Raw genomic sequence first — 24,667 nt, forward strand, 5'->3', positions numbered from 1 at the left:
TCAGTCGACGGCGCGGAGGTCGCCGTAGCCCGTCGCGGTGCCGGACGCGCCGCTCGGCGGTGTGCTGCGCTTCGCCTCGGCGTCGTCGGCCGCCGCGAAGGTGATCCGTAGGCGGGCGCGGTCCTCCGGCGTGGCGCCGAACTTCGCGACGCGCAACCGCAGCTCGGCGGCGTGCTTGAGGTCGCCATCGACGACCGCGGCGTGCAGCCGGGCGGTGATGAGCAGCTCGGACCAGTCGGTGCTGGTGAACTCGGCAGAGAGCGGGCTGTCGCCCCACATCTTCCACCAGCGGCGGGTCTCCGCCGGCCACGGGACGCGCTGCCGCTTCCCGGTCTTCGCGTTGCGCTCCCAGATCTGCGGCAGCGTGGGCTGCTTGACCGGCTCGGCGACGATCACGCGCAGCGCGGCGTCGGGCTTGTTGCGCCGCGCGCGGGACGCGGCGGGCTTCGGAGTGGGTCCTCGTCCAGCCATCACGAGCACCTCCTCACGGGCGAATCGAAAGTTGAAATTGAAAAAGTCCCAGACCTGTACGTTTCCCGGGCGCCTATGCCACGGGTGGCCTCGCGGGGCGCCTTGAGGGGTTCCCCCCCTGGGTGCTTCGTTTGAGGCCGGGGTGCGGCTCGCTGGGGTGTCGGGCGTTGCGGGCTTGGCGGCGTCGGCCGCGGGCTGCCTCGGCGCGGCTCTTGGCGTCGTGGCAGGGGTTGCACGCTGTCTGGCAGTTCTCGTCGGTTTCGTCGCCGCCTTCGGCGATTGGAACGATGTGGTCGAGTACGTCTGCTGCGCCGGTGCATTGTGGGCCGCGGATCTTGCAGCGGTGTCCGTCGCGAGCGAAGACGCGTCGTCTGCGTGCTCGATGCTCGGGTGTGCTGGTCCTGCTGGGCCCGCCGCTGGTGTAGCTCACCGGGGGTTTTACCAGGTGTAGGGCTGGTAGTTGGTCGTGGCGTGCGCGTTGACGGTGTTCTCGACGTTTGTGCTGGTCGTCGATGCTTCGCCGTCGGTGCTGCTGTCAGCGATGTCGACGAGTTCGTTGGTCTCGTTCGTGTTCGCTTCGTCGTGCTCGGCAGCGTTTGCACTGTCGCTGTTCTCGGCGTTTGCGCTGGTGCTGTCGTTGCTTCGCGTGTTTCGTGTGGCCATTGCTGTTCGCTCCTTGCTTCGTTCGCTTCGCACTGTGCGTTTGGCGTGTGAGCGGAAGCTGTTGTTGCTGTTGCTGTTTGGCCTGTCGAGTGTGTGCGTCGCATGGGGTGCGGTGTGCTCAGATTGTTCGTATCAGGTTGTGTATCAGCGTGTTTCACTTTGCTGCGTGTGGTTCTTGTGCGCTTCGCTCGCGGTGGCCCTTGCTGTTGCAGGGTGTGCCGTGGTTCGTGCGCTGGAAGGGTTGGCGTGTTGGGTGATGACGAGACCCCCGGTCTTCGCCAGGCAGGAGGGTGGCGTAGATCGGGGGTCTCGTCGGAGGTGGGGGGTTCACCTCACGCCGACGGCGTCCAGCCTATCGGGAGGGTGTCGGGTTTTGTCAAGTATGACGCGCCGTTCTGGCGTGTTGTGCACGCCGTTCAGGGCAGGCGTGCGTGGGCTCGGGTGCGGCGGCGCTGCCTCGGGAGGAAGGCGTCGAGGACGTCGCCGCAGCGGTAGAGGTGTTCGACGGTGCCGCGGGTGCGGCCGGGGACCTTGCCGCGGACCTCGAGGGGCCGGCGGCGGCGGGTCAGTTCGTGGATGGTCTTCGGGCGGACGGTGAGGCCGAGGCGGGCCTCGACGATGTCGACGAGTTCGGCGGCGGTGAACAGGCGGTCGCGGAGGGCTCGGTCGACGCGTTGGTCGTTGGTGGCGCGGTCGATAGTGGCGGAGCAGGTGCGGCAGGTGATCGGGTCGTCTTCGGGGCGGGCCCAGAGGTCGCCTGCGCAGTCGGGGCAGGATCCGACGTAGCTGGGTGTGCGGGGGCGGTCGACGACGGCGATCGCGCGGTCGATGGCGTAGAGGATCTCGTCGTAGCCCTGGGCGCCGTCGGGCATGAGGGCGAGGCCGCCGGTGTGGCGGGATTCGGCGAGCCAGGCGGCGGAGGCCTTGATCGTGAGTCGGTCGGGGAGGTCGTCGAAGGTGCGGGCGGTCGCGATGGCGCGGGCCCACGAGGCGAGGGTGTTGGCGAGGTCCCAGGCGATATCCGAGGCGGCGGGGTGGAACGGGAACGGGCGCTCTTTGGCCTTGCCGGTGGAGACGAGAGGCTCGGCGGCGTGGCTCGTCTGTCGGGTGACGGTCTCGTCGAGGGCGTCGGCGAGCCAATCGGTGACGACGGTAAGGCGCGCGGTGAGCTTGTCCTGTTCGGGATGGGTGACGTACAGGTAGTCGGTGTTCGCGCGCATCAGGGCGTGGCCTCCGGGTCGGTGTGGGTGATGGTGAGCGCGACGCCGGGCTGCTCGTCGCGTTCGGCGATGCGTTTCGTGGCGTGGACGTCGACGATCTGGGAGTCGTCGATCCAGGCGATGCTGGTGCCGGCGTCGAGGATGGCGCGGAGGAGCTTGTCGACGTCGGGCTTCTTGGTGGCCGCCGGTGTGGGCTTCGTCTTCGGGAGCGCCTTGGGGCGGGGCATGACGAACTCGGCGCGGATCGTGACGGGGCCGTCGATGGGGGCGGGGACGTTCTCGCCGAGGGTGAGCGCGACGACTGCGCGCCAGGGTCCGACGGCCTTCGAGGACTCGACCATGATGCCGCGGCCGACGTGGCGCTTGGAGCCTTGCGGGGCGGGGCGGCCGGGGACGAAAACGGTGTAGGTGGTCATGCGTGCCGCCGCTCGAGAGGAGCGACCAGCAAGGGAATTGCTGGCTTGCTGGTCGACCAGCGAACAGGCTGCGAATGTGCGAGTTTCTCGCGCATGTGATGAATGACATTTTTTGATAACAAATACATAACTAATACCCCTTGAGCTGCTCGTTATTGCTTCGTGATGTTCCGTTACCGTTCCGTGACAGAACGGGGCTCGATTCCTGTTCGCTGGTCGACCAGCAAGCCAGCAATTCGATTTCGAGGGTTTGCGGGTTCATGCTCGGACCGCCTTGTAGAGCACGCCGGGACGCCCGCCCTTGCGGGTCGGCTCGATCTCCTCGCGCTCGAGGAGCCCGTTCTCGGTGAGGCTGTCCAGCGCGGTCTGCACGTAGGGCCGCTGCGCCTTCGAGACACCGGACAGGACGTCGCGCCGCGGGACCGCACCGTCGTGCTGGCCGACGATCCGCATGACCCGCTGCTCGGTCTCCGCGATCCGCGCGCCGTCGATCTCCTGCGCCGTGACCTTCGCGCCGACCTGCTCGGCACCGCGCTCCTGACCGCGCTTCTCCGCGGCCTGCAGGCGACCGATCTCCATGGCCTCGACGAGCCGGTTGCGGGTGAGGAACGACATCGCGACGACGACCCCGGCGAGGTCCCAGTCGTCGACGGTGACGTGGTCGCGGCCGTCGAGGATCCCGAGCGCCGCGGCGACCTTCTCGCGGGCGTACATGGTGTGGCCGTCGAGCGTGTCCGGGTTGTCGGGGTCCTCGATGAAGTCGACGTTGCGGGCGCGGCGCAGTCGCTCGTTCCAGATCTCGCGGAGCGCCTCCGGGCAGACGTCGATGGTGTGCCCGCCGTCCGGCCACCACTCGGGGCGGAACGGCTCGCCGCGTTCGTCGCGTTCTCCGATCCGGGACAGGATCCGGCCGTCGTAGCGGACGGGGTCGCCGATGCGGTGGTCCACGGACGGGGCCCAGATGAACCGCTGCGGGGTGCCTCCGTCGGCGCCGGCGAACAGTCCGGCGGCGCGCTTGGGCTGGACGCTGACGACGCCGGTGAGCCGGTAGCCGTGCGCGGTGAGCCGGAGACGCTTCTCCATCGTGGAGTAGGAGAACGCGATCGTCTCGCCGCTGAATGCCTGGCGGAGCACCGAGTCGATGGTCGACGACTGGCGGCCGCTGATGGCGGTGAGCATGTCGACCTCGGGGACGTCGAGGAGCACGGACCGGCGGGCCCACACGAACTCGGTCTGCTTGGTCTCCTTGTCGGTGACCATGCCGCCGAAGAGCTGCCCGACGCCTTCGCCCGATCCGGCGCCCGCGGTGTAAATCGAGGGGTGCTGGTAGAGGCGGGCCGCGACCCCGGCGGCGAGACCCTTCCCACCGGACGACGGTGCGACGATCCCGGCGTACAGGTTCAGCGAGCCGGTCGGGCTGTGCGAGGGGCCGTCGGCGTCGGGGTTGTGGATCCCGGGCAGGTACACGTCGTGGGGTACGGCGGCGAGCACGCGCATGATGACGACGGCGAGGGTGGCCCACGGGCTCGCGGTGCCGGCCAGCGCCGCGGCGTACACCGTGGCGAGGCTCGGCCGGGCCTCCCAGAAGTCGCCTTCGATCTGCGCGACGAGCGCGGCGTACTCGGGCTCTGTGGCGGTCATAAGCACCGAACCGGCGGTGTCCCCTGAATCTTCGGGTGTGACATCGGCGTGAAACGGTCTATCACCGATGTCACACCCCTCGTCGAAAGGGGCGGTGACCTGCTGATTGTCCGGTTTCTGGCGTGCGGTTGAGGGTGCGGCGAGGGCGCGGAGCCGGTCCAGCTCGTGCGCGGACCGCTCGAGGTAGGCGTCCTCGGCCGCGTAGTCGCGGTGCTCGTGGCCGCCGAGTTCCTCGGCGACGCGGGCATCGCTCATCGCGGCGACCTCGCTCTCGCCGTACCGGATGGCCTGCTCGACCTCGAACCGCGCGACGGGCCGGGTGTCGCCGCCGCGGGCGCACAGCGCGGCGAACCGGGCACCGAGTTCCCGCTCGGCGCCCGCTGCGTCTGCGCCGGTGAAGCATCCATGGCGGCGCGCTGCGGCGATGCGGACGGCCTGGGCGACGAGCCACGGGTGCCGGGCGTGCGGCTGGTCGCCCGCCCATCCGCGGACCATGTCGTCGGCGTACTTGCACGCCTGCTGGCCGCTCTGCCGGTACGACCACGTGGACGGCGCGGACACGACCTCGCCGGTGGTGGGGCGGTCGGAGTCCATCGGCGCGACGCCGGCGCGGGTGAGGGCGGCGTCCAGCTCGGCGACGGTGAGCGGGACACCGGTGCCGCGGATCGCGGACGTGGGTACCGGATCGGCGGGGTCCTTGTGGTTCGTCGTCCCCGGGGCGCGGAGCACGCGCGGGAGGTCGAAGACGCTGTCCGCCTTGACGCCGTGCGCCGCAGCGCTGGCCTGGACGAGACGGCCGTGCCGCTTGAGCATCGCGACCGCCGTGGCGCGCTTCTCGTCGGTGTCGAGCACGGTCGCCGGGTCCTGGTGGTCGAGGATCCACACGGGCTGCACGCCGTGCCCGGAGAGGGTCATGAACACGGGCTCGGTGCCGTAGGCGTCGGTGAGGTCGTCGATGATCGCGTTGATGGTGTCGTTGTCGCCGGACTTGCCGTCGCCGAAGTCGAGGTCGGCCCAGACGGCGCACCAGCGGCCGACGGTCTTCTCGGTGGCGCGCCGGTTGTCGTGCGGCGGCTCGGCGATCTCGTTGACGCCGTACCAGACGTCACTGCCGACGAGCCCCGCAGCGAGGGCGGGGACGATGCCCGGGGTGACATGGTGGTTGATGACGCCGGGCGCGCCGACCTGCTTCTGCATGATCGAGGTCCACTGGCGGTGTCCGAGGAGCGCGACGACGTCGGCGAGGCCGAGTTCCTGCCCGGCGTGGGTGGTGCTGTCGGCGTTCGTCACGCGGTGCCTCCGAGGTCGAGGGTGGGTGCCTGCAGGCGGGTGCGCAGGGACAGGTTGAGGTAGTCGGCGTTGAGGTCGATGCCGACGTAGCGGCGGCCGTGCCGCGCGGCCGCGAGGCCCGTGGTGCCGGAGCCGCTGAACGGGTCGAGCACGGTGCCGCCGGGCTTGCATCCGGCTTGGATGCAGCGTTCGGCGAGCCGGACGGGCATGGTGGCGAAGTGCGCGCCGGGGAACGGCTGGGTGGCGATCTCCCACACGTCGCCCGGGTTGCGGCCCTTCTCGTGGAACTTGCCGTTGCGCTCGCCGGTCGGGCCGAAGTTGGTCTGCGGCTTCGTCCGGGGCGGGGTCGCTTCGGCGCGGCCCCACGGCTGCGCGATGCTGTTCTCCTTGTTCGTCGCGCCGGAGCGGGAGCGTCGAGAAAGCGCCCGGTCGCCGTCGTACTGCTCACGGATCGCGTCGAGGTCGAAGTGGTACCGCTGGCTCTTGGTGAGCATGAACAGGTGCTCGTGCCGGGAGCTGAGCCGGTCGGTGACGCTCTCGGGCATGGCGTTCGGCTTCGACCAGATGACGTCGTTGCGGAGGATCCACCCGTCGTCCTGCAGTGCGAACGCGACGCGCCACGGGATCCCGCGCAGGTTCTTCGGCGTGATGTCCGTCGGCCGACTCCGCGACTTGGTCGGCTGCACCTCGGTCCGGGCCTGCCCCGCGGTCCACGAGCTCTCACCGACGGTGCGCACGCCGCCTTGCGTGGCGTAGCTGTCGCCGAGGTTCAGCCACAGGGTGCCGTCGTCGGCGAGCACGCGCCCCAGCTCGCGGAACAGGCGCACCAGCCGCTCGACGAACAGCCGCGGGTCGGGCTCGGCGCCGTGCTCGGCGTACTTGTCCGGGTGGTCGTCGTCGAGGTAGGAGCGGAGGCCGAAGTACGGCGGGCTGGTGACAATGCAGTCGACCGAGCCCGTGTCGAGGGTGCGGGCCACGGTGAGCGCGTCGCCGAGGTGCAGGGTGACCGAGTCGTCGGCGAAATACGGCGCCGGCACGGCGGTCTCCTCCTTCTCGGGTTCGGGGCGGGGCTCGTCGAGCAGCGCGCGCCGCTCCTCCGCGGTGAGGGCTTCGGCCCAGGCGATGAGGCGGCGGTGCGTGATCCGCGCGATGCGCACGGGCTCGGTCCGGTTCCAGCTCGCGACGTGCCGGCCGTCGACGTGCATCCGCTCGACCGGCTGATAACCGGGCTTCCCGCAGTAGGTGGGGCAGGTGTCGTGGAAGGTGCGCGGGGTGGGTTCGTACCAGCGTCGGACGATCGCGCCCTTCTCCGCCCAGACGACGGTGGTGAAGGCGTCGCCTCCGCTGCGGTGCGCGGTGCGGATGTTGTCGAGGGCCTGCGGGCGGCCGGCGACGACGTCGCGCATCATCCAGTCGTGCATGAGGGAGTCGACGACCGCGTGCTCGTCGTCGGTGAGCACGACGGCCCGCTTCCGGGCGCTCATGGTTGTTGGTCTCCTTGGATCTGGACGTCGAGGTCGAGGACCGCGGGGCCGGATGGCTCGGCGTCGTAGTCGGGCATGGGCGCGGACCCGAGTTCGCGGGTCTCGTTGCTGATGTAGGGGCGGGGCGGCTTTCCCGAGGCGAGGTGCCAGACGGGCCACGCCGGGCAGGACCAGTGGTGTCCCTGGGTCGGCGGGTGCATCTCGCAGACGAGGCACCGACCCAGGGCGACGAGCTGGTCGGTGGTCCACATGCGGGGTTGGTGGTCGGCGCGCCGAGGGTGATGAGCGCGCTGCGCGAGTACATCTCGACGGTGACGGTGATGTCCTCGACCTGGTACCAGGTGCCGATGTAGAGGATGGTGAGGTCGCCGCGATCGGGGCGGGTCTTCGCGAGCCACCCGCCGAGCCCGCCGGGATCGGAGACGACCGTGAGCGTCGCCCTCACCGGGTTCGGCGGGTCCCCGATGGTGGTGTCGGCGACGGTCCGCGGCAGGACGGTGATGTCGATCTGGTCGCCGCTGCGGGTGTGCAGGGTCGCGAACTGCACGGGCGGGGCCGGTGCGGGCGGCGGGGCGATGACGTCGATGAACTCGGCGATCTCGGTGGCGCCGCGCGCGAGGACGATGAGCTGGCGGAGCAGCTCCGCCGGGACGGCGACCATGTCGTGCGCGTTGCTGCCGGCGATGGGCTTGAGGCGGGCACCGTCGAGGATGCTCTCGGCGGTGGTGATGGCGCGGCGCGCGGTGAGGCTGGTGACGGATGCGGTCATGGCGGGTCACAACTTTCGGAGCGAGTAGTAGTCATCGGGAACGGTGATGATGTGGAAGCAGGCGAGGCAGATCGTCTTGTTGCCGCGGTAGGCCTTGGCCTCGGCCTCGATGTAGTCCACGCACCGCTGGCAGATCGGCTCGTGAACGGGGTTGTCTCCCAACATGTGCACGAGAGCGCAGGGGTAAACGGTGAGCATCCAGGTCGCGGCGTCGTGCGGCCAGTGCGGGGCGCGGTCCGGTGCGCCCCACGCGCAGGGGATCTCGGCGTGCCACATCGTCTCGAGGTCGACGTCCGGCGAGGCGGTCGTCGACGTGGCGGGTTCGGCCGGCGCGGTCATGGCGCCGATACCCCGGCGAGTTCGGTCCACCAGCACGAGCGGCACGCGCGGATCCCTTGGGCCCGGACCGCGACGACGGTGTCGTCGCCGCACTCGGGGCACTCGGTGATCGCGCGGCTGCCGTGCTGGTACGCCTCGGGGTGGCTCGGGTCGAGGTCCGCGTACTCGTACGGCTCGGGGCGATCCGGGCCGTCGGCGGCGTAGTCGTTGCCGTACAGCTCCTCGCGGGTGCTCACTGGCCGGCCTCCGCATCGTCGGCGTCGGCGAGCGCGTCGCCGATGAGGTCGTGCAGCGGGCGGAGTCGCGCGGGGCCGGCGTGGCCGAGGATGTGCCACCCTTCGGCCGCCGGGTCGGTGCCGTGCTCGGGGAACGGGGTGCCGACCGGGGCGACCCAGAACGGCGAGCCCTCCGGGATGTCGAGCTTCCGGGTGACCGTGGCCTCGGCGACGCCGTCAGCGCGGTGCGTCGTGGTGATGGTGAGCGCGCGGGCGTTGAGCTTCTCGACGTGGGGCCGGAACCGGGTGTGCGTCGACGACAGCAGGCGCATGTCGGCGTCGTAGATGGAGATCCGGGCGGCGCGGCGCTTGGCGGCGCGGTGCTTCATCTTCGGGAAGTGGCGCGGGGTGCGGGGCTTGCTCATCGGTCCGCCTCCGCCGCGTCGTCGGCGGTACCGACGGCGTCGTGGCCCTCGCCGGCGAGCAGTCGGTCGACGGAGTCGCGCCCCTTGGCGATGACGGTGTTCGCGCGAGCGGCCTCGGACGCCTTGGCGAAGAACGGGTCACGGAGTGCGGTACGGCGCGCGGACTGCCCGCGGCGAATGGCCTCGTTGACGGCTTCCTGAGTCACGGGGCCGCCGAACTCGATCCGGTTCGTGACCGCGCCGCCGCCGCGGCCGGGCTCGCCCATCGGCGACGGGGTGCCACCGCCGAAGCCGGACGGTGCTCCCGCTCCCCCGCTGCCCGCGCCGAAGCCCCACGCGGGAATCCGGGCGGCCGCGGACTCGGCGCGTAGCGCCGCCGACAGGGTGGACGCGGCGGCCTGGTCGGCGCGGACGGTGTGGATGTGCGCCCACTTGTTGAACCGCTGCGCGTGCTCGGCCGCGGCCTGGGCGCGGCGTGCTGCGGCCTCGGCGCGCCGGGCGTAGTGGACGGTGCCCGCGCAGGCCGCAATGGCGACGGTGAGGGCGATCCAGGTGATGACCTGGGGGATGGTGATCTGGTCGAACATGGTTGTCTCCTTGAGGATGCCGATGTGGCGTGTTGTAGAAGCCATAACGGGCAGGGGAAATTACTGTTCGTCGGAGCGGCGGACCTCCGTGCCGCGGAATGCGATCCACACGCCCCATCGCCACAGCGAGATGGACGCGATGAGCGAGTTCCAGTGCCGGGTGGCGTACGAGCTGGCGGTCCAGGTGGCGGTGGTGAAGATTCCGTAGTCGCCGTACTCGAGCGCAACCTCGATGACGCCGCCGGGGCCTGCGTCGGGGTCGCGGACGTCGCCGATGTGCCAGGCGACACGGTCGCCGTCGTGCTTGCGGTACGCGAGGAGCTTGCGGAGCTTCATCGCCGGGCTCCTGCTCGGGTGGTCTCGGTGAGGGTGATCTGCCACGTCGAGCTGTCGCGCTGGTCCCGGGCCGCCTGCGTGGTGATGGCGACGTGCGCGTCCTCCGACCACTGGCTCTCGGTTGCGTCGACGAACTGCCGGAGGTTCGCGAGGGTGAGCGGGCCGTAGCCGCTCATGCTCGTGGTGCGGGTGGTCGTGGTCTCAGGCACGGGCCACCGCCTGAACGATCTTGGTGCTGAGTTCCTCGGCGACGAGGCCGGTCACCTTCGCCTTCACCTGCTCGACGGCTTCCTGCGCGGCCTCGGCCAGCTCGCCCTTGAGCGCGCTCTGTGCGGCCACCCGGGCGACGTACTGCGCGTACGGCATCGCACCGTCGCGGGCATACGTCTGGGTCTCGCCGCGGCTGTTGACCTTCCGGTTCAGCTGGTCGCCGATCTCCTTGACGATCAGGGCGCGGAGCGTCGTCGGTTCCCCAACGGGCTCGCCCCACTGGTTGGTCTTGCGGATGTCGCCGGCGATGACCTCGTCGATGATCTCGGCGACGCGGGTCTTCGCGCGCTCGGTGACGGCCTTCACGACGACGTCGCGCATTTCGCGTTCCATGGAGTGTGCGAGGCGGTCGGCGACCAGGCCGGCGAGGTTCGCGGGGAGGTCGAACTGGCCGCCCTCCTCGGTCCATTCGCCGTCGTGGTCCTGGTAGTGCTCGGTCCAGCCGATCTGCTCGAGGATCTTCTTCTCGTCGATGACGATCTGGACGGGGACGTTGAGGTTCTCGTGGGTGGGCATGGTCATTTCTCCTGGTGGTGGTTGTGGTGCTGGTCTGCGGGGTGGCGATTCTTGAGCCACCAGACCAGCCAGAACGCCGCGCCGATCGCGGCGAGCAGTGCGATCGCGTTACCCATGGCCGGCGTCCTCCTGGAAGTAGGCGCCGGTTCGGAGCCGCATCTGCCGGCGGGCCAGGTTGCCCTGCCCGGCGGCGCTCAGCTCGTCGAACGTCGGCCCGGCGAGGGTGTGCACGGTGTCCCACGTGCGGCGCGCGAGGTCGTAGTCGTCGGCGGTCGGCGTCTCGGGGAGGCGCGTCGCGGCGACCGCGAGAAGACCGTGCGCGACGGCAGCAAGTAGCTGCGGAACCGATCGGTCGTCGGGGCTCTCGTAGACCGCGGGCACGATGAGGCGCTCGGCGGCGGCGAAGTGCTCGGCGGCGTTCACCGGGCCACCGCCGAGGCGGTGCGCGGCGTCGGCCGCGGCCCGGGCTTCGGCACCGCCGACGTGTCGAGCAGACCCCGCGCCCGTGCCTCGTCGAACGGGACCGGCGTGCCCGTCTCCGGGTCGTAGACCTTGTTCTCGGTGACCGCGTACTCGACGACGTCGCCCGTGGGGCGCCGGCCGGACGAGCGGGGGACGGTGCCGTTGTCGATGTAGTCGGCGAACTCCTCGGCGACGTCGATCACCTCGCCCGCGCTCGGGTGGAAGCGGCGGGCCTTGGCGCGGTCGCCGGCCCAGTCGACGGCGAATTGCAGAGCAACGGTGCGCGATTCGACGGTGCTCATTCGTCGTCCCCGTCGTCTACCGTCTCGGCGATGCCGGCGTAGGCGCCGATCTCGAGGCCGATGTTGTGCAGGTAGGGCGGGCTGCTGAGCTTGTACATTCCGGCGACCGCGGCGCGCGGGCTGTTGTAGTCGACGGTGATCCGCACCGGGTGGCTGGTGTCGTCGCCCTTGAGGGAGACGAGCATCGTCGCGGTGAGCGTCGACGCGTACTCGGGGGTCTTCTTGTTGTGGCGGAACGGGTTACGCATGGTTCTTCTCCTGGTGGTGTGGTGGTTACGGGGTCAGGCCGAGGACCGTGGCGGCCTCTTCGACGCGGTCCCAGTTCGTGCGGTCGTCGCCGTGGCGGTCGGGGTGCGCTGCAGCGCGCGCGGCGCGGTGGGCCTTCGCTGCGGCCTCCGGGTCGCGGAGGATGATCGGCTCGGGGACGCCGCTGCCGAGGTACAGGACCTTCGCGGCCTCGGCGCGGCTCATTCCTGCTTCGACGGCCGCGGTGCCGGCGCCAAGCTGCTTCCAGCCGGTGTACTGCCGGTCACCGGGCGTGATGCCGTAGCGGTCGAGCTTCCGCAGGGCCTCCATGCCGAGGACGATCGCGCGGAGGTTGTCCCGCCAGTCGGTGAACCGGTCGCAGGGGAACGACAGCGCGCCCTGTCGAGTGGCGTCGACGTTGAGGATCACGCCGGGGTGCTCGGGTCGGCTGTTCGCGCGGGGCAGTCCATCGAGCCGGAAGTCCTGCTCGCGCATCGCGATCTGCAGGACCGCGGGCGCGTTGTCAGCGTTCCCGCGGTTGCGGGGGCCGAGGTGCCAGAGTTCGCGGTCGAGCTGGTCGAGGGTGATGGACCAGTTCGCGGTGAACGGTGAGACCTTGCGGTCGCGGGTGAGGCTGCCGGGCCACGCCTCGATGGGGCGGAGCCGCAGGCCCTTCGGGTAGTCGGCCATCAGAACACCTCCGGCTTCGTCTGCGCGGCGCGGTTCTTCGCGAGCCACGTGTCGAGGTCGGCGGAGAGGCCGGACTTGTCGACGATGTCGACCGTGTGCGCGGCGCTGTGCGGCGCGACGTGCACGTGGTCCCGGTGGAGGGCGCGCGCCGCCGCGTCGAGAACGTGCTCGGCGACCTTGCGCGCCGGGTCGTCGCCCGCTCCGAAGCGGACGGGCACGCTCATCGCCGATGCTGCGGCGTCGAGCACCTCGGCCGGCCACTCGCCGCGGTGCGTGAGGAGCCCGACCCGGGCCGCGTGCGAGACCCGTGCGCGGATCGTCTCGAGCGACGCGCGGGCGACCCGGGCATCGACGACCGCGGACGCGGCCTTCTTCGCGGTGACCTGGTGGTGATGCTCGGACTCGGCAAGCAGCCACCGGGCGCGGTCCTCGAGCTGTGCCACGTCGGCGAGCCAGGCGTCGGCCACCGCGTTCGCGGTGCGCTGGCCCAGCCACCGCTGCTCGGCGATGAGCCACTCGGCCAGCGTGCGGGCCTCGTCGCGGTCGATGAGGGCGACCGTCCCGACCGGCGCGGTCACTTCGACTCTCCCGCCTGCTCGGCGGCGACGCTCTCGCGGATGTCGGCGCGGGTCTTCTCGATCAGGCGCGCCTTGTCGGCGGCGGGGAGGTCGTCCCACGGCGGGGACAGGACGGTCTTCATCGCCGGGGGGAGCTGCGAGCGCAGGATCTCCCAGGCGGTCATGGCGAGCGTGCGGGCGGCGAACTCGAGCTGCGCGAGGATGTCCTCCGCAGGCTCGAGATCGGGGGTCTGGTCGGTCATCGTCTTCTCCTGGTGGTGGGTGGTGAACGGGTCAGCGAGCGAGGGTGAAGGCGCTGGTCGGTACGGGAAGCACGGTGCGCCCCTTGATCGCGCGGCACGCGGCGCGCATCGCCTCGGTGTGCGTGGGGTAGCGCCGCCACCGGCGGGGCGCGGGGCGCCGCCACGGAGGCATGCGCACGGTGCTCGGGTCGCGCAGGTCGTGGACGATCCAGCCGCCGGCCGGAACACGGGCGGCGCGGATCGCCATCACCGGCGCCGAGCGTTCCCGGGCGGTCATTCGACGATCCGGTCGGCGAAGTGGGCGGGCGGGGTCCAGCCGCGCTCGAGGAGGTAGTCGACGAGGTTGGCGCCGATCTTCCAGGCGTCGATGTCCTTCGCGCCCTCGGTATATCCCCGCTCGGCGAGGCTCACAAGGTCTTCGTAGACGGCCTGCTCGGTGTCGGCGCGCCGGGCGTAGCTCGCGGCGTCGTCGTGTCCGTCGGTGCGGAGCTGCCGGGCTACGTCGTGGAGTCGGTTGTGCGCGTATCCAATATCGCGGCGCTCAATCTTGCTCATGGGGGTGGTGCCTCCTGCTGGTGTCAGTGGGTGAACTTCGCGCCGCTGCTCCGGCGCTTCTTCGCGGCGGCCCGGGCCGCCGCCTGCGCCGCGATCTCCTTGTCCAGCGCGCTCCCCCACGGCACCCGCCCGGCGATCCCCTCGAGGGCGAGCAGCGCGGGCCGCAGCTCGAGGTACAGCTCGGGGTGGCGCTCGACGACGCGGGACAGGAGCTTCTGCGCGCGGGCCGCCCCGTCGGCGAGGGCCTGCGCGCGGTTGAACAGGGCGCGGGCCTTGAGGACGGGCGCGGCCATCCAGATCTGCTTCTCGTGCTGGAAGGTGGCGTGCACGCCGGGGATCCCGACGTCGGAGAACGTGATCTCGCGGCGCGCCTTGATCTCGGTGGTCTCCGACATCGGGGTCTCCTTCGGTTCGTGGTGGAGCGGGTGGCCGCGGCCCAGCAGAGGTTTCGAAGCCGGTCTGCTGGGCCGCGACTCGATCAGTAGGGCGGCTGCCCGCCGGTCTGCTGCTGCAGGCCGGCGATGATGGCCTGCTGCGTGGCGGCGGGCATCCGCGCCCAGGTGTCGGCGTCGACTCCGCTGCCCGCCGGGGGCTGCGCGGGGATCTGACCGGCCTGCGGTACCTGCGCGGCGGGCGGGGCCTGCTGCACGGGCTGCTGGACCGTGGGGGTCTGCTGCCCCGTCGGGCCACCGAGCAGCGGCGGCTCGACGTAGCTCGCCGCGTACATCCGGCGCGGGTTCTGCGGGTTCCGCGACTCCGGGTCGGTCCCCACGTACTGCACGGTCAACTGACCGCCGAGGCGGTCCGCCTTCCCGAGGCCGCCGTCGATCAGCGCGGCGTACATGCTGGCGTGCTTCGCCTCGACGGTGGCCCAGATCTTCACGTTCCCGTCGTCGGGGTAGTCGAAGTGCGCGGGCACGCCGTCGCGCTGGCACTCGAGCAGCACGTAGATCTGCATCTTCGGCCGCTGCTTGGTCTCCTTGTCCCAGAAGTCGGGCTCGTTCGTCGGCACGCCGCGCACGCCGTCGTAGACGGTGGCCTGCTGCTCCTCGGAGATCTTGATCAGCGTCCCGGTGTAGGTGTCGCCGATCTCCTTGAACTTCGCGTTGGAGCCCGAGACGGGCTGCAGAAGGGGCATCGTTATCTCTCTTTCCTGGTGTGGGGGTTACAGATTCGCGGCGTACACGGGCACGCCGAGGTTCTCGGCGAGGTCGTCGATGACCGTCGACCAGGTCGCGCGGATCACGTGGTCGAACGGCTGGGCCTCGAGAGTCAGGCGCGGGTTGCCGCCGTTCACGCGGAACCGGAACCAGCACGTCACGTCGACCGGCGGGAAGTCCTCGAACGGCGCGGCGCGGAACGTGATCGTCGTCGGCACCTCGAGCTGCGCGGAGCGGCCTGCGGTCGCCGACACCTCCTCGGCGTAGGTGAAGACCTGCGAGCCGTTCGCCCGGTTGGGACGGGACTCGAACCGGGCCTGCGAGCTGGTGCGGAGGCTCTCGGCGATCTCCATCAGCTCGGCCGCCGGGTGCGACGTGATGAGGTGCCCGACGGACTCGATGAGGTCGGAGAACTCGAGCTGGCCGCACGGCTCCTTGCTGATCGTGTTCATGAGCAGCGTCCAGTCGGGATCCCGAACGAACTGCAGCGTCAGGAAGTCCTGCCGGCGGGTGTAGTCGGCGGTCGCGTCGGCTCCGAGTTCGTCGTAGATCACGGAGACGGTTCCGGTCTTCCGGTTCGCCCAGACGGTGGACAGGCCGTCGAGGAGCGGGCGGCGCTTCACCTCGGCGAGGAACGACGCCTGGTCGGTGACTTTGCGGGGGACGGTGGTGCGGGGCGGGAACGCGTCGGGGACCTCGGCGCGGACGTCGACCACCTTCGTCTCGAGCCCCTCGACCCCGTTGGCGATGAAGACGTGCACGGGGCCGTCGACGCCGTACTCCTCCGGCGTGATCGACTCGGTGTTGATCTGGGGAAGGTGGATGTTGCTGTCGGACATGAGATTTTCCTCCTTGTGATGGGGCTACTTGGCGCCGAGGAAGAACCCGGCGTTGTCGCGGGACAGGTGCCCGTCGCCGTCGGCGAACCAGATCGACTGCGCGGGCTCCTTGACGGGCTTCGACTCGACGTTGATCGCGAGCCGGACGGCACCGTTGTCGAGCGGCTCGACGGTGGTCTTGACGGTGACGCTGCCGCCCTTCTTGCCGCTGGCGAGCGCCGCGTCGACACACTCGGCCAGGGCGCGGGACGCCTCGGCGAGCGCGCGGCCCTTGTCGTGCTGGGCGAGGATCGCGGCGAAGTCGGTGACCGATTCCTCCGTCGTCTCGTCCGCGGTGGTGTCCTGGTCGGACATGGGGTTTCCCTTCTCTGTGGTGGTGCGGGTTACGCCCCGGCCGGGGCGGTTGCTTTCGGGACGGTGAGGCCGGCGCAGCGCACCGACGTCATGTCCGGGTTGACCTCGGGTTGCTCTGAGAACCACGGGCACACGCGGCACATGTCCGCGTACTCCGGGGCGATCGGCGGAAACCAGTGGATGCGGCCCGGGTGCTGCTCGGCCTTGAAGTCGTCGACCTGGCAGACGAAGTCCCACCAGCGCGCCTCGAGGTCGGCGGCGACCTGCGGGTCGTAGTCGACCGTGATCGTCTTCGTCCCGGCGAGCGAGCCGACCTTGGGGATCAGCGCGAGGGTGACCTCGCGGACGTCGTGCCCGGCCAGCTCGGCGCCGCGCCCGTAGAGCTGGATCTGCCGCCGGTACGTGATCGACGGTGTCTTCCGCATCTTCTTGAACGAGCTGTCGCCGAGGACCTTCCAGTCGATGACGCGGCCGTTGTCGACGTCGAACAGGTCGCACGACCCGGTGAGACCGGGCCAGGGCTCGACGCGCATCTCGGTGAGCCACCGGACGCGACCGATCCTCATGTTCTGCGCGTCGAAGTGGGATTCGAGGCGCTTGTGCATCGCGGAGCCGATGGCGGACGGCAGGACGTCGCCGAGCCACGGCGGCCGGTTGCAGTCGGGCACGTCGAGGAACTTGTAGCCGAGGTGGCGCAGGCAGGGGTGGCCGACCTCGGACGGGCCGAGGGTCTTCTGCAGGGAGCGGGGCTGGTTGTGCTCGTGCCACTCGATGATGTCGACGAGTTCCTGTCGGATGACGTCGTCGCGAGTGAGGTTGAGCGCGGTCTGCGGATCGGAGAGGAGCGCCATCAGTCGAGCACCTTGAACGGGCGGCTCGGCCGCTTCTCGACGAGGTACTTGTCGAACAGCTCCGGGTGATCCGCGCGCAACGCCTTCCCGTCGAGCTGCGAAGCCGGTGCGCTCGGCCGGTACGTGACGACGACCTTCCCGCCGATCGTGCCGACGGTGCCCTCCTCCCCCAGCGCGGCCTTGATCTGCTCCTTGAGCCCGCGCTCGGCGTCCTGCAGCGCGGAGATGTCCGCCTGCACCGCGTCGAGGGAGGTGAACAGGCCGGCGATGTGGTCGAGGGTGCGGACCACGTCCTGCGGCTGGAGGTCGGCGGCGCTCATCGCGCACCCCGAATCACGTTGTAGCCCTGGGCGAGCGCGTCGGCGACGAGGTCCTGCACGAACGGCGGGAGCGCGCTGGGCCGCTCGGTCCAGACGACCTTGCTCGCGGCGGACCTGAGCGAGACGAGGTCGGAGACCTCGTGCTGGTGGTCGGCGCGGACGGTGACCGTAACGGTGACGAGGTCGACGTCCATCGGACGGCCGAGCATGTCGACGGGCGGCCAGCCCTCGGCCGGCGGGCGGTAGGTGGTGGTCAGGGTGACCGATGCGAGGGACATGGGCGGGGCTTCCTGGGAGGCGAGCGGCCGCACGTCGAGCGGCGTGCGGGTGGGGAACAGGTTCGGGTTCACTGGGTCACCGACTTCGCGACGAGTTCGACGAGCCAGGGGGCGAGCGGCACGGGCGGGACGATGCGCCGCCGGGTGCCGAGGTCGCCGGTGGACGGGTTCACGACCTGCCCGCTCACGTGGATGGACAGCTTCGGGGCGGGCGCGTCGGCACCGTCGTAGAGGGTCTCGGTGACCTCGATGAGGTCGGGGCGCAGCGTCCGGCCGCGCTTGTCGCCGGGGATCGGCAGCACCGCGTCGGCGGTGGTGTGGCGGGCGAGGCGCCATACGGTCTCGCGGCGGCTGGTGGTCGAGAGGATCTTGGGGGAAGCCGCGGCAGGGGCGACGGATTCGGTGGTCACGGTGGTTCTCCTGGCGGGGGTTCAGCGGACGGCGGATAGGCGGTGGCATTCGCAGCGGCAGCCGCGGATCCGCGGTCCCCTGCGGGCGATGAGTTCGGCGCGGTACCTGCGGCGGTTCTCGAGCCGGGCGTCCTCGCGGATCTGGGACTTCCGCACGGTCGCGGAGACCCAGGCGCGGGTGAGGATCCACAGGACGAGGACGAGCACGATGACGGCGATGAGGTGCGCGCCGGTGAATGCACCCGTGAGAGGCGCAGCCGCGGCGGTCATGCGGTGGCCTCCGTGAGGCCGAGTGCTGCGCGGAGGCCGGCGGTGGGGACTACCCAGCGGGAGCCGATCCGCATGATGGGGCAGGGGAATTTGCCCTGGTCGGCCAGGCGGTAGGCCATGGACTTGCCGATTCCGAGTGCGCGTGCGGCGGTGCGGAGGTCGGTGGAGACGCCGAGTGCGTCGAGTTCGGCGGGTGACATGCCGCGCGCTGGTGGCGCGGTATCCTGGGGGTAGAGCATGAGGTTGCCTCCTCTGCTTGGTGATGTGTTTTGACGGCCGTTCGGTGTTGGCGCACCGGGCGGCCGTTTCAGTTGTCGACTGCGATAGCCGCGGAGGTGCGCGGCTCGTAGTCGGTGGTGATCGAGCCCTCAGGGATCCCGAGGGCCTGCTCGAGCGCGGCGAGGAACTCCCGGCTTGCGCCCCTGTGTCCGTTCTCGATCGCGCTGAGGGTTCCGCGGGCGGGTGCCTCGCCGAAGTCGGCCATGCGTTCAGCGACGTCGTCGAGAGTGAGCCTCGCGGCCAGGCGAAGGATCTTGATGGACACGTGCGGAGGCGTTCTGCGTGGGCGAACCTTGCCGTATCGCTGGTACTTGGCTGGCTGTGTCGTGGTCACCTTGCCGACGCTAGCACGGTTCGGCACGTCGGCAAACCTTCATCCGTGCCGAGGCGTGGCTTCGGCAAACCCTCTTTAGCTGCTGAATCACACTCATGTAGGCCGATTCACGGTTGAATTACGCCGTTGAGGTTTGCCAAACTGGGGCAAGGTTTGCCAAAATTTTCTGGAAGGGTCTAGCCCATGCCAACCACCCCGTCCGTCGCCCGTCTCGGCGAAGCAGTGAAGAACCGCCGCGGAGAACTCGGAATGAGCCAGGCCGACGTCATGAAGGCCGGCGGCCCGTCCGACACGACCCAGTCCAAGATCGAGCTGGGCGTCGCACTCAAGGTCGGCGCACAGACGCTCGCGAAATATGACCGCGCGCTTCGCTGGAAGTCAGGACGGGCGCGCGCTGTCTTGATGGGCGACGCCGTGGTCGCTGAGGACGCAGTCGACCAGCGGGGAGAGCAGGCGAAGCCGCGGCGCCCTCGCGATGGCGCCGAAGTCGACGCAGTCGCCCCGATTCCTCCCCGCCGCCCTCAGTTCGGCGCGTGGAGTCTCGGCCCCGACCTGATGGTTCAACTCGATCTCGCCGCCGATGAGGTCGAGTTCATGGCGAACACCTCGTCCGGGTACACCGAAGAAGACGACATCACCGCGGTCATCGACGACCTCGAGAATCTCGTCTACGCAGTCGACGAACTCCTGCCGATACTGCGAGCGGTAACCGAGGTCGGTGTCGGTGGCACGACGCATCTCGCGATCGAGAAGGCGAAAGAGCAGGCACGCCGGAAGTCGGCCCGAGCTGCGAAGATGCAGGCCGACGTCGAGAGTGCCCTCGAACGCAAGGGCAAGCAGGACGCCTTCGGACGCCCAGTGCCACCCGAAGGGCTCGAGTACCACACGCTTCCACCCAGCACTCCCGGGATTCCAGTCGAGCAGCAAGGCGAATCACTTGCAGAGACTGATCGCCAGCCTCAGGACTTGACTGCCAACGCCCACCCCGACGGGCCGGACAGGTGGCCGAGTGGTGAGCCGGTATATGACGAGCACTGGTCGCAATGGAAGGCGTGGCAATCGGCGGGCGCGCCCGTCGGCGCTTGGGAGGCGTTCCGCGCGTCAAACGAGCAGCAGGCATATGACCTCGCGCAGCGATTCATCGACAGGCCGACCGACGCTGAGCGACTCCACCGAGCGCAGGACGACGACGCCGAGGCACCAGATTCCGAGGGACCTGAGGCCGGTGCATGATGATCACACCTACGACTTACACGCGTGTAGTTCCAGGTCAGGCACCATTTCTGTCAGTCGGCGCGTGTACAAATCTGGACATGACGAGAAGGACCCCGCCGTGGCATCCGTGGCGCGAGGCGCGCGCCCGCGGGCACCTGCGGATCAGTTTCGACGCACCCTCGGCAGTTCGCGGACGACATGGCCGGGACGGTCGAGTGGAACTTCACCCGACGATGACGCAGGCCGAGCGGCGGTCCGCGCTCACCCATGAACTCATCCACGATGAGCGGCAGGTGTATCCCCGCGACGTTGTGCTCGCCGCACGAGAGGAGCGAACCGTCGAGGCTCTCGCCGCCCGGCGGCTCATCGACCTCAACGACCTCGTCGAGGTACTCCGCTGGACACGCCACGAGGAGGAGGCCGCCGAGGAACTGTGGGTCGACGTGCCGATGCTCCTCGCGCTCATCCGGTCCCTGACCGACGACGAGCGGATGTGGATCAACATGCGGATCGAGGACCGGCCGTGCTGACCGACGTCGACCGGCAGATCCTCGACTTCGAGCGGTCGTGGTGGCAGCAACGTGGATCCAAGGAGGACGCGATCGTCGCGAACTTCGGGCTCACGCCCGTGCGGTACTACCAGCGCCTCAACCAGGTGCTCGACACCCCCGAAGCCGTCGCGTACGCGCCGACGGTCGTCAACAGGCTCCGCCGCATCCGCGGCGGCCGATCTCAGAGGACCAGACCATGAGCAGGCACCCGACCTTGCAACAGCTCATCGCGCAGCGACGCGACGAGACCGGATGGACGGTACGCGCGCTGGCCGCTGCCACCGACGGCGCGATCTCGCACCAGACCATGTCCGACATCGCGACGGGCAAGCGGAAGGAGTGGCCGAAGTCGACCGCCACGGTCACCGGCCTCGCCCGCGCGCTGAACCTGAGCGAGCAGACGATCATCCTGGCCTACGCCGCCGGCATCGGGTTCACGATCGAGACGCCGTCGATGCTCGCCGCGCAGCTACCCGCGACGACGGACCGGCTCACCGGCGCGGAGCGGAACCACATCGTCGGCCTGGTGCACGCGCTGACGGCGGGCCGCGAGGATCCCAGCGACGAGGTGGGTGCCTGATGGCGCGCCCGCCGATGCCGATCGGCACGCACGGCCGGATCACCCGCACGCAGCTCGGCCCGGGCCGCTGGGAGGCGGTCGCGCGGTACCGCGACTTCGACGGCGAGACGCGCCGGATCAAGAAGCACGGCACGACCGGCGCGGCGGCCGAGCGCGCAGTGAAGGAGGCGATCCGGGACCGCGCGAAGCCGACCGGCACCGTCGGCGAGATCACCCGCGACACCACCCTCGCCGACCTCGCCGCGCTATGGCTCGAGAAGCGCGAGGCCGACAAGCTCGCACCGTCGACGATGGCGTCCTACCGCGAGCGCGTGAACAACCAGATCGTCCCCGGCCTCGGGAAGGTCCGCGTCGGCGAGGCCACCGTCGGCGTGCTCGACCGGTTCATCCGCGCCATCCCCGGCGACACCACCGCGAAGCAGGCCGGCGTCGTCCTGAACGGGATGATGCGCCTCGCCGCTCAGCACGACGCGATCGACCACAACCCGGTCGCCGAGATCACCAAGCGCCGCCCCGACAAGAAGCACGTGCTGTCGCTGTCCGTCGAGGACTTCCACCGCTACCGCGCGCGGGCCGCCGCCTGGGCGGGCGCGAACCGCTACGGGAAGCCGCGCGGCCCCGAGCTGCCCGACTTCGTCGATGTGATGGCCGGCAGCGGCACCCGCATCGGCGAGGGCCTCGCGCTGCTCCGCTCGGAGATCGTGTGGGACCGCACCGTCGTCGATGAGGACACCGGCGCCGAGGTGTACCTGCCGGGGAAGATCACGATCTCGGGGACGATCACGAAGCAGGGTGAGCGGCAGCCGTGGCCGAAGACGGACGCGGCGTGGCGGCAGCTCACGATGCCGCGGTTCGCGATGGACGCGCTGCGCCGGCAGATCGCGCGCGGCCACCCGACCGATCAGGATCTCGTGTGGCCGGGCCGCCACGGCGGGCCGAAGACGACCGCGAACACCCGGCGGCAAATGCGGGAGGCGCGCGCCTACGTCGAGCACGAGAAGCCGATCGGCGGGAAGGCGCCGGACCCGGACGAGTTCGAGTGGGTAACGCCGCACGTCCTGCGGAAGACGGCGGCCACGCTCATCGAGGCCGAGTTCGACGCCGAGCACGCGGCGAAGGTCCTCGGGCACACGTCGCCGGACATCACCCGACGGCACTACATCACCCGCGCCGCGGTGGCGCCGGACGTGTCGGCAGCGCTGGACCGGCTCGGCGCGCGACCCGCGTAGCGCGCAGCGTTTTCCGACCCGTAAACGACCCGCGAACACGAATCAGGCCCGGTCTCCATCTCTGGAAACCGGGCCTGACCTGTACTTTCTGTGCGCCCGAAGGGATTCGAACCCCTGACCTTCTGATCCGTAGTCAGATGCTCTATCCACTGAGCTACGGGCGCGTACCCTATTCAATTCTCGCCGGTCCTGAAACCGGCGTGGCGGAGGCGAGAGGATTTGAACCTCCGGTCCGGTGTTGGCCGGACAACTCATTAGCAGTGAGTCCCATTCGGCCGCTCTGGCACGCCTCCAAATCGGACGCGCTGCGCGAGCGATCCTTACGGGTCACGCGCAACCGCCGAGCAGCTACATTACACAACCTCTCCGAAACCCACAAAACTGCTGGTCATCTTCCGTTCACGGGCGGGACGCGTGGGCCGCCGCTATCGGCGATTACTCGGACGCCGGAGTGAGGAGGTCCTCCCAGGTGAGGTCAATCCGCACGCTGGTGCCGACCACCCGCCGGACGATATCGGCGGTCACCGTCCGCAGGTGTTCGCCGCCATCGAGCAGAGTGTGTGACCGCCCGCCGGCCCCCGCCGCCACGAGGTGGACGTGCGCAGCGGTCAGCGCCCCGTCGATGAATTCGAGCGCGACGTCGGCGACGGCGGCGGACTCGACGGCCGCAGCGTCGGAGAGCACCGCGGTGATCGCCTTCGAGAGGGCCAGTTCCGTGACAGTGATCCCTGGTCGCGCCGCGGCGATCGGGCGGGAGCGCCGCGGCAGCGTCGACACCTGGCGGGAGACGGCGTCGAGCAATCGGTCGATCGCCTCTGCCCCCCAGCGCGGGGGCGTCTCGGGCGCCACGGAATCGGGTCCGGCCAGCCCGGATAGCCGACGCGTCGCGTCGGCTATCCAATCGGTGGCCGGCGCCTGTTCGACGTCGCCACCGTCCGCTCGCCTGATACTCATCGCACTCATCGCTTCCCCAGTGTGACCACGTTGAGTCGAATTCCACAATGACCCGGCCTCCGCGGGCCGCGTCGCTCGGCTCACGGCCGATACTCCCTCAGCTTCTCGGCGAGGCGTTGTCGCGTCCGCTGGAGATGTCCGCGAACCGACCCCTCCGTGGTCCGCAGAACGCTCGCGATCTCGGCGACGGAGAGCCCGTCGACCTCGCGGAGCCACCATGCGGCGCGGGCCGGATAGGGCAGGCGCCCCAGCTCCTGGCCGAGCGCGTCGAGGAACTCCCTGTCTGTCGCCCGCTCGACGGGGCCGGGCCCTTGCGCGACTGCCGTGTCGAGCGCGTCCGAGTCGACGACGGGGGCGCGGCGCCGCAGCACGTCAGCGGTCTTGCGGGTGGCGATGGAGAACAGCCAGGTCCGCAGGCTCGAGCGGAAGGCGAAACTCGGGAGCGCCTTCCAGGCGGCGATGAGCGATTCCTGCACGATGTCGTCGCAATCGGTGCGCTGCGGCGTCGTTCGCGCGACGAAGCGGTACAGCGCGGGCCCGTGCCGCTGGACGAGCATGTCGAAGGCCTGCGCGTCGCCACGCTGCGCCCGCCTGGTCAGCGTCTCGTCGGACAGCGACGGCAGCAGCTCCGAGTCGAACAACCACCCTCCCGATGTGAGATGAAACACAATGGCGTGCCGCTCTCCGTGGAGACGGCGTCGTACCCAGTGTGCCGGATTCAAGTCCGGACACATTAGTCGACACAAGGAGACGGACGATGCCCTCGCCCACGACCGAGCCCGCCGCCACCACGACCACCGACGGTTCGACCGGCCCGAAGACGGGGTCCCCTGTCTCCACCCAGGTCGGCCTCGGCAGCACGCGTATCGCCGACGTCGTCGTAGCCAAGATCGCGGGCATCGCCGCGCGCGAGGTCGACGGCGTCCACGACCTCGGCGGTGGGGCCGCGCGTGTGGTGGGCCGGATCCGCGAGACCCTCCCCGGCGCAGCGGACCTGACACAGGGCGTCACCGTTGAGGTCAGCGAGAAGCAGGCCACCATCGACGTGGCGATCGTCGCGGAGTACGGCGTCGCGATCCACGACCTCGCCTCCGGCATCCGCAGCAATGTCATCGACGCCGTCGAATCCACGACCGGCCTCTCCGTGACCGAGGTCAACGTCACGGTTCACGATGTCCACGTCGCCGACGAGGACGCCACCGACGGTTCCTCCGGCAACTGACCTGAACCGGGGCGACCGCGGCGGATCCAGGTGATCGGCCGCGATGGCCCCGTGCGGCGGAACGTCGGACTACCCTGACCGGGTGGCCACTGTGAACCCGTCCG

Annotated in this window: 43 protein-coding genes and 2 tRNA genes; 7 read left to right on the top strand and 38 right to left on the bottom strand. The window is 70.1% G+C overall.

The window, feature by feature from the left end; translation table 11 throughout:
• The 8 genes from FK529_RS05540 to FK529_RS05575 all read right to left on the bottom strand — a co-directional run bounded on the left by FK529_RS05540 (nucleotide 1) and on the right by FK529_RS05575 (nucleotide 7,436).
• Nucleotides 1-471, bottom strand: a complete 471-nt coding sequence (locus FK529_RS05540; protein ID WP_146560006.1) for a phage terminase small subunit — start codon at nucleotides 469-471, stop codon at nucleotides 1-3.
• A gap of 73 nt (nucleotides 472-544) precedes the next feature.
• Nucleotides 545-901 carry an HNH endonuclease gene (locus FK529_RS20800; RefSeq protein ID WP_205124362.1) on the bottom strand — a complete coding sequence of 119 codons (357 nt, stop codon included), beginning with the start codon at nucleotides 899-901 and terminating at the stop codon, nucleotides 545-547.
• Between the two features lie 8 nt (nucleotides 902-909).
• Nucleotides 910-1,134, bottom strand: coding sequence for a hypothetical protein (locus tag FK529_RS05550; protein WP_146560007.1), 225 nt, complete (start codon nucleotides 1,132-1,134; stop codon nucleotides 910-912).
• Nucleotides 1,135-1,550: 416 nt separating this feature from the next.
• On the bottom strand, nucleotides 1,551-2,354 hold the full coding sequence (locus FK529_RS05555; protein ID WP_146560008.1) for a hypothetical protein: 804 nt from the start codon (nucleotides 2,352-2,354) through the stop codon (nucleotides 1,551-1,553).
• Nucleotides 2,354-2,770, bottom strand: coding sequence for a RusA family crossover junction endodeoxyribonuclease (locus FK529_RS05560; protein ID WP_146560009.1), 417 nt, complete (start codon nucleotides 2,768-2,770; stop codon nucleotides 2,354-2,356). The genes FK529_RS05555 and FK529_RS05560 overlap by 1 nt, the downstream gene beginning before the upstream one ends.
• A gap of 258 nt (nucleotides 2,771-3,028) precedes the next feature.
• Nucleotides 3,029-5,701, bottom strand: coding sequence for a hypothetical protein (locus FK529_RS05565; protein WP_146560010.1), 2,673 nt, complete (start codon nucleotides 5,699-5,701; stop codon nucleotides 3,029-3,031).
• Nucleotides 5,698-6,738, bottom strand: a complete 1,041-nt coding sequence (locus FK529_RS05570) for a DNA-methyltransferase (RefSeq protein ID WP_146560162.1) — start codon at nucleotides 6,736-6,738, stop codon at nucleotides 5,698-5,700. The genes FK529_RS05565 and FK529_RS05570 overlap by 4 nt, the downstream gene beginning before the upstream one ends.
• Nucleotides 6,739-7,181: 443 nt before the next feature.
• Nucleotides 7,182-7,436, bottom strand: a complete 255-nt coding sequence (locus FK529_RS05575; RefSeq protein ID WP_146560011.1) for a hypothetical protein — start codon at nucleotides 7,434-7,436, stop codon at nucleotides 7,182-7,184.
• Nucleotides 7,437-7,613: 177 nt separating this feature from the next.
• Between FK529_RS05575 and FK529_RS05580 the strand changes: the two genes are divergently transcribed.
• Nucleotides 7,614-7,982 (top strand): hypothetical protein, encoded by a 369-nt coding sequence (locus tag FK529_RS05580; RefSeq protein ID WP_146560012.1) that lies wholly within the window; start codon nucleotides 7,614-7,616, stop codon nucleotides 7,980-7,982.
• Here the strand turns inward: FK529_RS05580 and FK529_RS05585 are convergent.
• The 26 genes from FK529_RS05585 to FK529_RS05710 form a co-directional block, all read right to left on the bottom strand.
• Nucleotides 7,961-8,293: a hypothetical protein gene (locus tag FK529_RS05585; protein ID WP_146560013.1), complete on the bottom strand. Its 333-nt coding sequence runs from the start codon at nucleotides 8,291-8,293 to the stop codon at nucleotides 7,961-7,963. The two genes, FK529_RS05580 and FK529_RS05585, sit on opposite strands and share 22 nt — an antisense overlap.
• Nucleotides 8,290-8,529 carry a hypothetical protein gene (locus FK529_RS05590; RefSeq protein ID WP_146560014.1) on the bottom strand — a complete coding sequence of 80 codons (240 nt, stop codon included), beginning with the start codon at nucleotides 8,527-8,529 and terminating at the stop codon, nucleotides 8,290-8,292. Before FK529_RS05590 ends, FK529_RS05585 begins: the two co-directional genes overlap by 4 nt.
• On the bottom strand, nucleotides 8,526-8,933 hold the full coding sequence (locus FK529_RS05595; RefSeq protein WP_146560015.1) for a hypothetical protein: 408 nt from the start codon (nucleotides 8,931-8,933) through the stop codon (nucleotides 8,526-8,528). Before FK529_RS05595 ends, FK529_RS05590 begins: the two co-directional genes overlap by 4 nt.
• Complete coding sequence (locus FK529_RS05600; RefSeq protein WP_146560016.1) at nucleotides 8,930-9,520, bottom strand: hypothetical protein; 591 nt, start codon at nucleotides 9,518-9,520, stop codon at nucleotides 8,930-8,932. The genes FK529_RS05595 and FK529_RS05600 overlap by 4 nt, the downstream gene beginning before the upstream one ends.
• Nucleotides 9,521-9,580: 60 nt before the next feature.
• Entirely contained in the window at nucleotides 9,581-9,856 is a 276-nt protein-coding gene (locus FK529_RS05605) for a hypothetical protein (protein WP_146560017.1), read from the bottom strand.
• Complete coding sequence (locus FK529_RS05610) at nucleotides 9,853-10,065, bottom strand: hypothetical protein (RefSeq protein ID WP_146560018.1); 213 nt, start codon at nucleotides 10,063-10,065, stop codon at nucleotides 9,853-9,855. Before FK529_RS05610 ends, FK529_RS05605 begins: the two co-directional genes overlap by 4 nt.
• Nucleotides 10,058-10,642, bottom strand: coding sequence for a hypothetical protein (locus tag FK529_RS05615; RefSeq protein ID WP_146560019.1), 585 nt, complete (start codon nucleotides 10,640-10,642; stop codon nucleotides 10,058-10,060). Before FK529_RS05615 ends, FK529_RS05610 begins: the two co-directional genes overlap by 8 nt.
• Nucleotides 10,643-10,750: 108 nt before the next feature.
• Nucleotides 10,751-11,065 carry a hypothetical protein gene (locus FK529_RS05620; protein ID WP_146560020.1) on the bottom strand — a complete coding sequence of 105 codons (315 nt, stop codon included), beginning with the start codon at nucleotides 11,063-11,065 and terminating at the stop codon, nucleotides 10,751-10,753.
• Entirely contained in the window at nucleotides 11,062-11,406 is a 345-nt protein-coding gene (locus FK529_RS05625) for a hypothetical protein (protein WP_146560021.1), read from the bottom strand. Before FK529_RS05625 ends, FK529_RS05620 begins: the two co-directional genes overlap by 4 nt.
• Nucleotides 11,403-11,654, bottom strand: a complete 252-nt coding sequence (locus tag FK529_RS05630) for a hypothetical protein (RefSeq protein ID WP_146560022.1) — start codon at nucleotides 11,652-11,654, stop codon at nucleotides 11,403-11,405. Before FK529_RS05630 ends, FK529_RS05625 begins: the two co-directional genes overlap by 4 nt.
• A 25-nt stretch (nucleotides 11,655-11,679) precedes the next feature.
• Nucleotides 11,680-12,342, bottom strand: coding sequence for a molecular chaperone DnaJ (locus FK529_RS20255; protein WP_146560023.1), 663 nt, complete (start codon nucleotides 12,340-12,342; stop codon nucleotides 11,680-11,682).
• Entirely contained in the window at nucleotides 12,342-12,920 is a 579-nt protein-coding gene (locus FK529_RS05640) for a hypothetical protein (protein WP_146560024.1), read from the bottom strand. Before FK529_RS05640 ends, FK529_RS20255 begins: the two co-directional genes overlap by 1 nt.
• Complete coding sequence (locus FK529_RS05645; RefSeq protein WP_146560025.1) at nucleotides 12,917-13,162, bottom strand: hypothetical protein; 246 nt, start codon at nucleotides 13,160-13,162, stop codon at nucleotides 12,917-12,919. Before FK529_RS05645 ends, FK529_RS05640 begins: the two co-directional genes overlap by 4 nt.
• A 31-nt stretch (nucleotides 13,163-13,193) precedes the next feature.
• The gene (locus tag FK529_RS05650) at nucleotides 13,194-13,439 is read right to left on the bottom strand and encodes a hypothetical protein (protein WP_146560026.1); all 246 of its coding nucleotides are present in this window, start codon (nucleotides 13,437-13,439) and stop codon (nucleotides 13,194-13,196) included.
• Nucleotides 13,436-13,717: a hypothetical protein gene (locus FK529_RS05655; RefSeq protein ID WP_146560027.1), complete on the bottom strand. Its 282-nt coding sequence runs from the start codon at nucleotides 13,715-13,717 to the stop codon at nucleotides 13,436-13,438. Before FK529_RS05655 ends, FK529_RS05650 begins: the two co-directional genes overlap by 4 nt.
• A gap of 23 nt (nucleotides 13,718-13,740) precedes the next feature.
• A complete protein-coding gene (locus FK529_RS05660; protein WP_146560028.1) occupies nucleotides 13,741-14,112 on the bottom strand; it encodes a hypothetical protein in 372 nt (123 codons plus the stop codon).
• Nucleotides 14,113-14,195: 83 nt separating this feature from the next.
• Nucleotides 14,196-14,855, bottom strand: a complete 660-nt coding sequence (locus FK529_RS05665; protein ID WP_146560029.1) for a hypothetical protein — start codon at nucleotides 14,853-14,855, stop codon at nucleotides 14,196-14,198.
• A 27-nt stretch (nucleotides 14,856-14,882) separates the two neighbouring features.
• On the bottom strand, nucleotides 14,883-15,716 hold the full coding sequence (locus tag FK529_RS05670; RefSeq protein ID WP_146560030.1) for a DUF2303 family protein: 834 nt from the start codon (nucleotides 15,714-15,716) through the stop codon (nucleotides 14,883-14,885).
• Between the two features lie 24 nt (nucleotides 15,717-15,740).
• On the bottom strand, nucleotides 15,741-16,070 hold the full coding sequence (locus FK529_RS05675) for a YfdP family phage-associated protein (protein ID WP_146560031.1): 330 nt from the start codon (nucleotides 16,068-16,070) through the stop codon (nucleotides 15,741-15,743).
• Nucleotides 16,071-16,099: 29 nt separating this feature from the next.
• Nucleotides 16,100-16,921 (bottom strand): hypothetical protein, encoded by an 822-nt coding sequence (locus FK529_RS19980; RefSeq protein ID WP_158635055.1) that lies wholly within the window; start codon nucleotides 16,919-16,921, stop codon nucleotides 16,100-16,102.
• The gene (locus FK529_RS05685; RefSeq protein WP_146560032.1) at nucleotides 16,921-17,241 is read right to left on the bottom strand and encodes a hypothetical protein; all 321 of its coding nucleotides are present in this window, start codon (nucleotides 17,239-17,241) and stop codon (nucleotides 16,921-16,923) included. The genes FK529_RS19980 and FK529_RS05685 overlap by 1 nt, the downstream gene beginning before the upstream one ends.
• Entirely contained in the window at nucleotides 17,238-17,591 is a 354-nt protein-coding gene (locus FK529_RS05690) for a hypothetical protein (RefSeq protein WP_146560033.1), read from the bottom strand. The genes FK529_RS05685 and FK529_RS05690 overlap by 4 nt, the downstream gene beginning before the upstream one ends.
• The gene (locus FK529_RS05695) at nucleotides 17,588-17,929 is read right to left on the bottom strand and encodes a hypothetical protein (RefSeq protein ID WP_146560034.1); all 342 of its coding nucleotides are present in this window, start codon (nucleotides 17,927-17,929) and stop codon (nucleotides 17,588-17,590) included. Before FK529_RS05695 ends, FK529_RS05690 begins: the two co-directional genes overlap by 4 nt.
• Before the next feature lie 21 nt (nucleotides 17,930-17,950).
• Nucleotides 17,951-18,199, bottom strand: a complete 249-nt coding sequence (locus FK529_RS05700; protein WP_146560035.1) for a hypothetical protein — start codon at nucleotides 18,197-18,199, stop codon at nucleotides 17,951-17,953.
• Nucleotides 18,196-18,438 (bottom strand): helix-turn-helix domain-containing protein, encoded by a 243-nt coding sequence (locus FK529_RS05705; RefSeq protein ID WP_231702932.1) that lies wholly within the window; start codon nucleotides 18,436-18,438, stop codon nucleotides 18,196-18,198. Before FK529_RS05705 ends, FK529_RS05700 begins: the two co-directional genes overlap by 4 nt.
• A 68-nt stretch (nucleotides 18,439-18,506) precedes the next feature.
• A complete protein-coding gene (locus FK529_RS05710) occupies nucleotides 18,507-18,812 on the bottom strand; it encodes a helix-turn-helix domain-containing protein (RefSeq protein WP_231702933.1) in 306 nt (101 codons plus the stop codon).
• A gap of 183 nt (nucleotides 18,813-18,995) precedes the next feature.
• On the opposite strand from FK529_RS05710, the gene FK529_RS05715 reads away from it, so the two are divergent.
• The 5 genes from FK529_RS05715 to FK529_RS05730 all read left to right on the top strand — a co-directional run bounded on the left by FK529_RS05715 (nucleotide 18,996) and on the right by FK529_RS05730 (nucleotide 22,387).
• Nucleotides 18,996-20,045: a helix-turn-helix domain-containing protein gene (locus FK529_RS05715; protein ID WP_146560036.1), complete on the top strand. Its 1,050-nt coding sequence runs from the start codon at nucleotides 18,996-18,998 to the stop codon at nucleotides 20,043-20,045.
• Nucleotides 20,046-20,125: 80 nt separating this feature from the next.
• Nucleotides 20,126-20,557: a hypothetical protein gene (locus tag FK529_RS05720; RefSeq protein ID WP_231702934.1), complete on the top strand. Its 432-nt coding sequence runs from the start codon at nucleotides 20,126-20,128 to the stop codon at nucleotides 20,555-20,557.
• Nucleotides 20,551-20,778, top strand: a complete 228-nt coding sequence (locus FK529_RS05725; RefSeq protein ID WP_231702935.1) for a DUF3263 domain-containing protein — start codon at nucleotides 20,551-20,553, stop codon at nucleotides 20,776-20,778. The genes FK529_RS05720 and FK529_RS05725 overlap by 7 nt, the downstream gene beginning before the upstream one ends.
• The gene (locus FK529_RS19985; protein ID WP_158635056.1) at nucleotides 20,775-21,158 is read left to right on the top strand and encodes a helix-turn-helix domain-containing protein; all 384 of its coding nucleotides are present in this window, start codon (nucleotides 20,775-20,777) and stop codon (nucleotides 21,156-21,158) included. The genes FK529_RS05725 and FK529_RS19985 overlap by 4 nt, the downstream gene beginning before the upstream one ends.
• Nucleotides 21,158-22,387 carry a tyrosine-type recombinase/integrase gene (locus FK529_RS05730; protein ID WP_158635057.1) on the top strand — a complete coding sequence of 410 codons (1,230 nt, stop codon included), beginning with the start codon at nucleotides 21,158-21,160 and terminating at the stop codon, nucleotides 22,385-22,387. The genes FK529_RS19985 and FK529_RS05730 overlap by 1 nt, the downstream gene beginning before the upstream one ends.
• 91 nt (nucleotides 22,388-22,478) lie before the next feature.
• On the opposite strand, the gene FK529_RS05735 is transcribed toward FK529_RS05730, so the two are convergent.
• The 4 genes from FK529_RS05735 to FK529_RS05750 form a co-directional block, all read right to left on the bottom strand.
• Nucleotides 22,479-22,551, bottom strand: a tRNA-Arg gene (locus FK529_RS05735).
• A gap of 37 nt (nucleotides 22,552-22,588) precedes the next feature.
• Nucleotides 22,589-22,680 (bottom strand) — tRNA-Ser (locus tag FK529_RS05740).
• Between the two features lie 142 nt (nucleotides 22,681-22,822).
• Complete coding sequence (locus FK529_RS05745) at nucleotides 22,823-23,341, bottom strand: hypothetical protein (RefSeq protein WP_146560038.1); 519 nt, start codon at nucleotides 23,339-23,341, stop codon at nucleotides 22,823-22,825.
• A gap of 80 nt (nucleotides 23,342-23,421) precedes the next feature.
• Nucleotides 23,422-23,982 (bottom strand): RNA polymerase sigma factor, encoded by a 561-nt coding sequence (locus FK529_RS05750; RefSeq protein ID WP_269432081.1) that lies wholly within the window; start codon nucleotides 23,980-23,982, stop codon nucleotides 23,422-23,424.
• A gap of 116 nt (nucleotides 23,983-24,098) precedes the next feature.
• On the opposite strand from FK529_RS05750, the gene FK529_RS05755 reads away from it, so the two are divergent.
• The gene (locus tag FK529_RS05755; protein WP_146560040.1) at nucleotides 24,099-24,563 is read left to right on the top strand and encodes an Asp23/Gls24 family envelope stress response protein; all 465 of its coding nucleotides are present in this window, start codon (nucleotides 24,099-24,101) and stop codon (nucleotides 24,561-24,563) included.
• The last annotated feature ends 104 nt before the right edge of the window (nucleotides 24,564-24,667 follow it).

It is taken from the genome of Tsukamurella asaccharolytica, assembly GCF_007858435.1.
GTDB lineage: Bacteria > Actinomycetota > Actinomycetes > Mycobacteriales > Mycobacteriaceae > Tsukamurella > Tsukamurella asaccharolytica.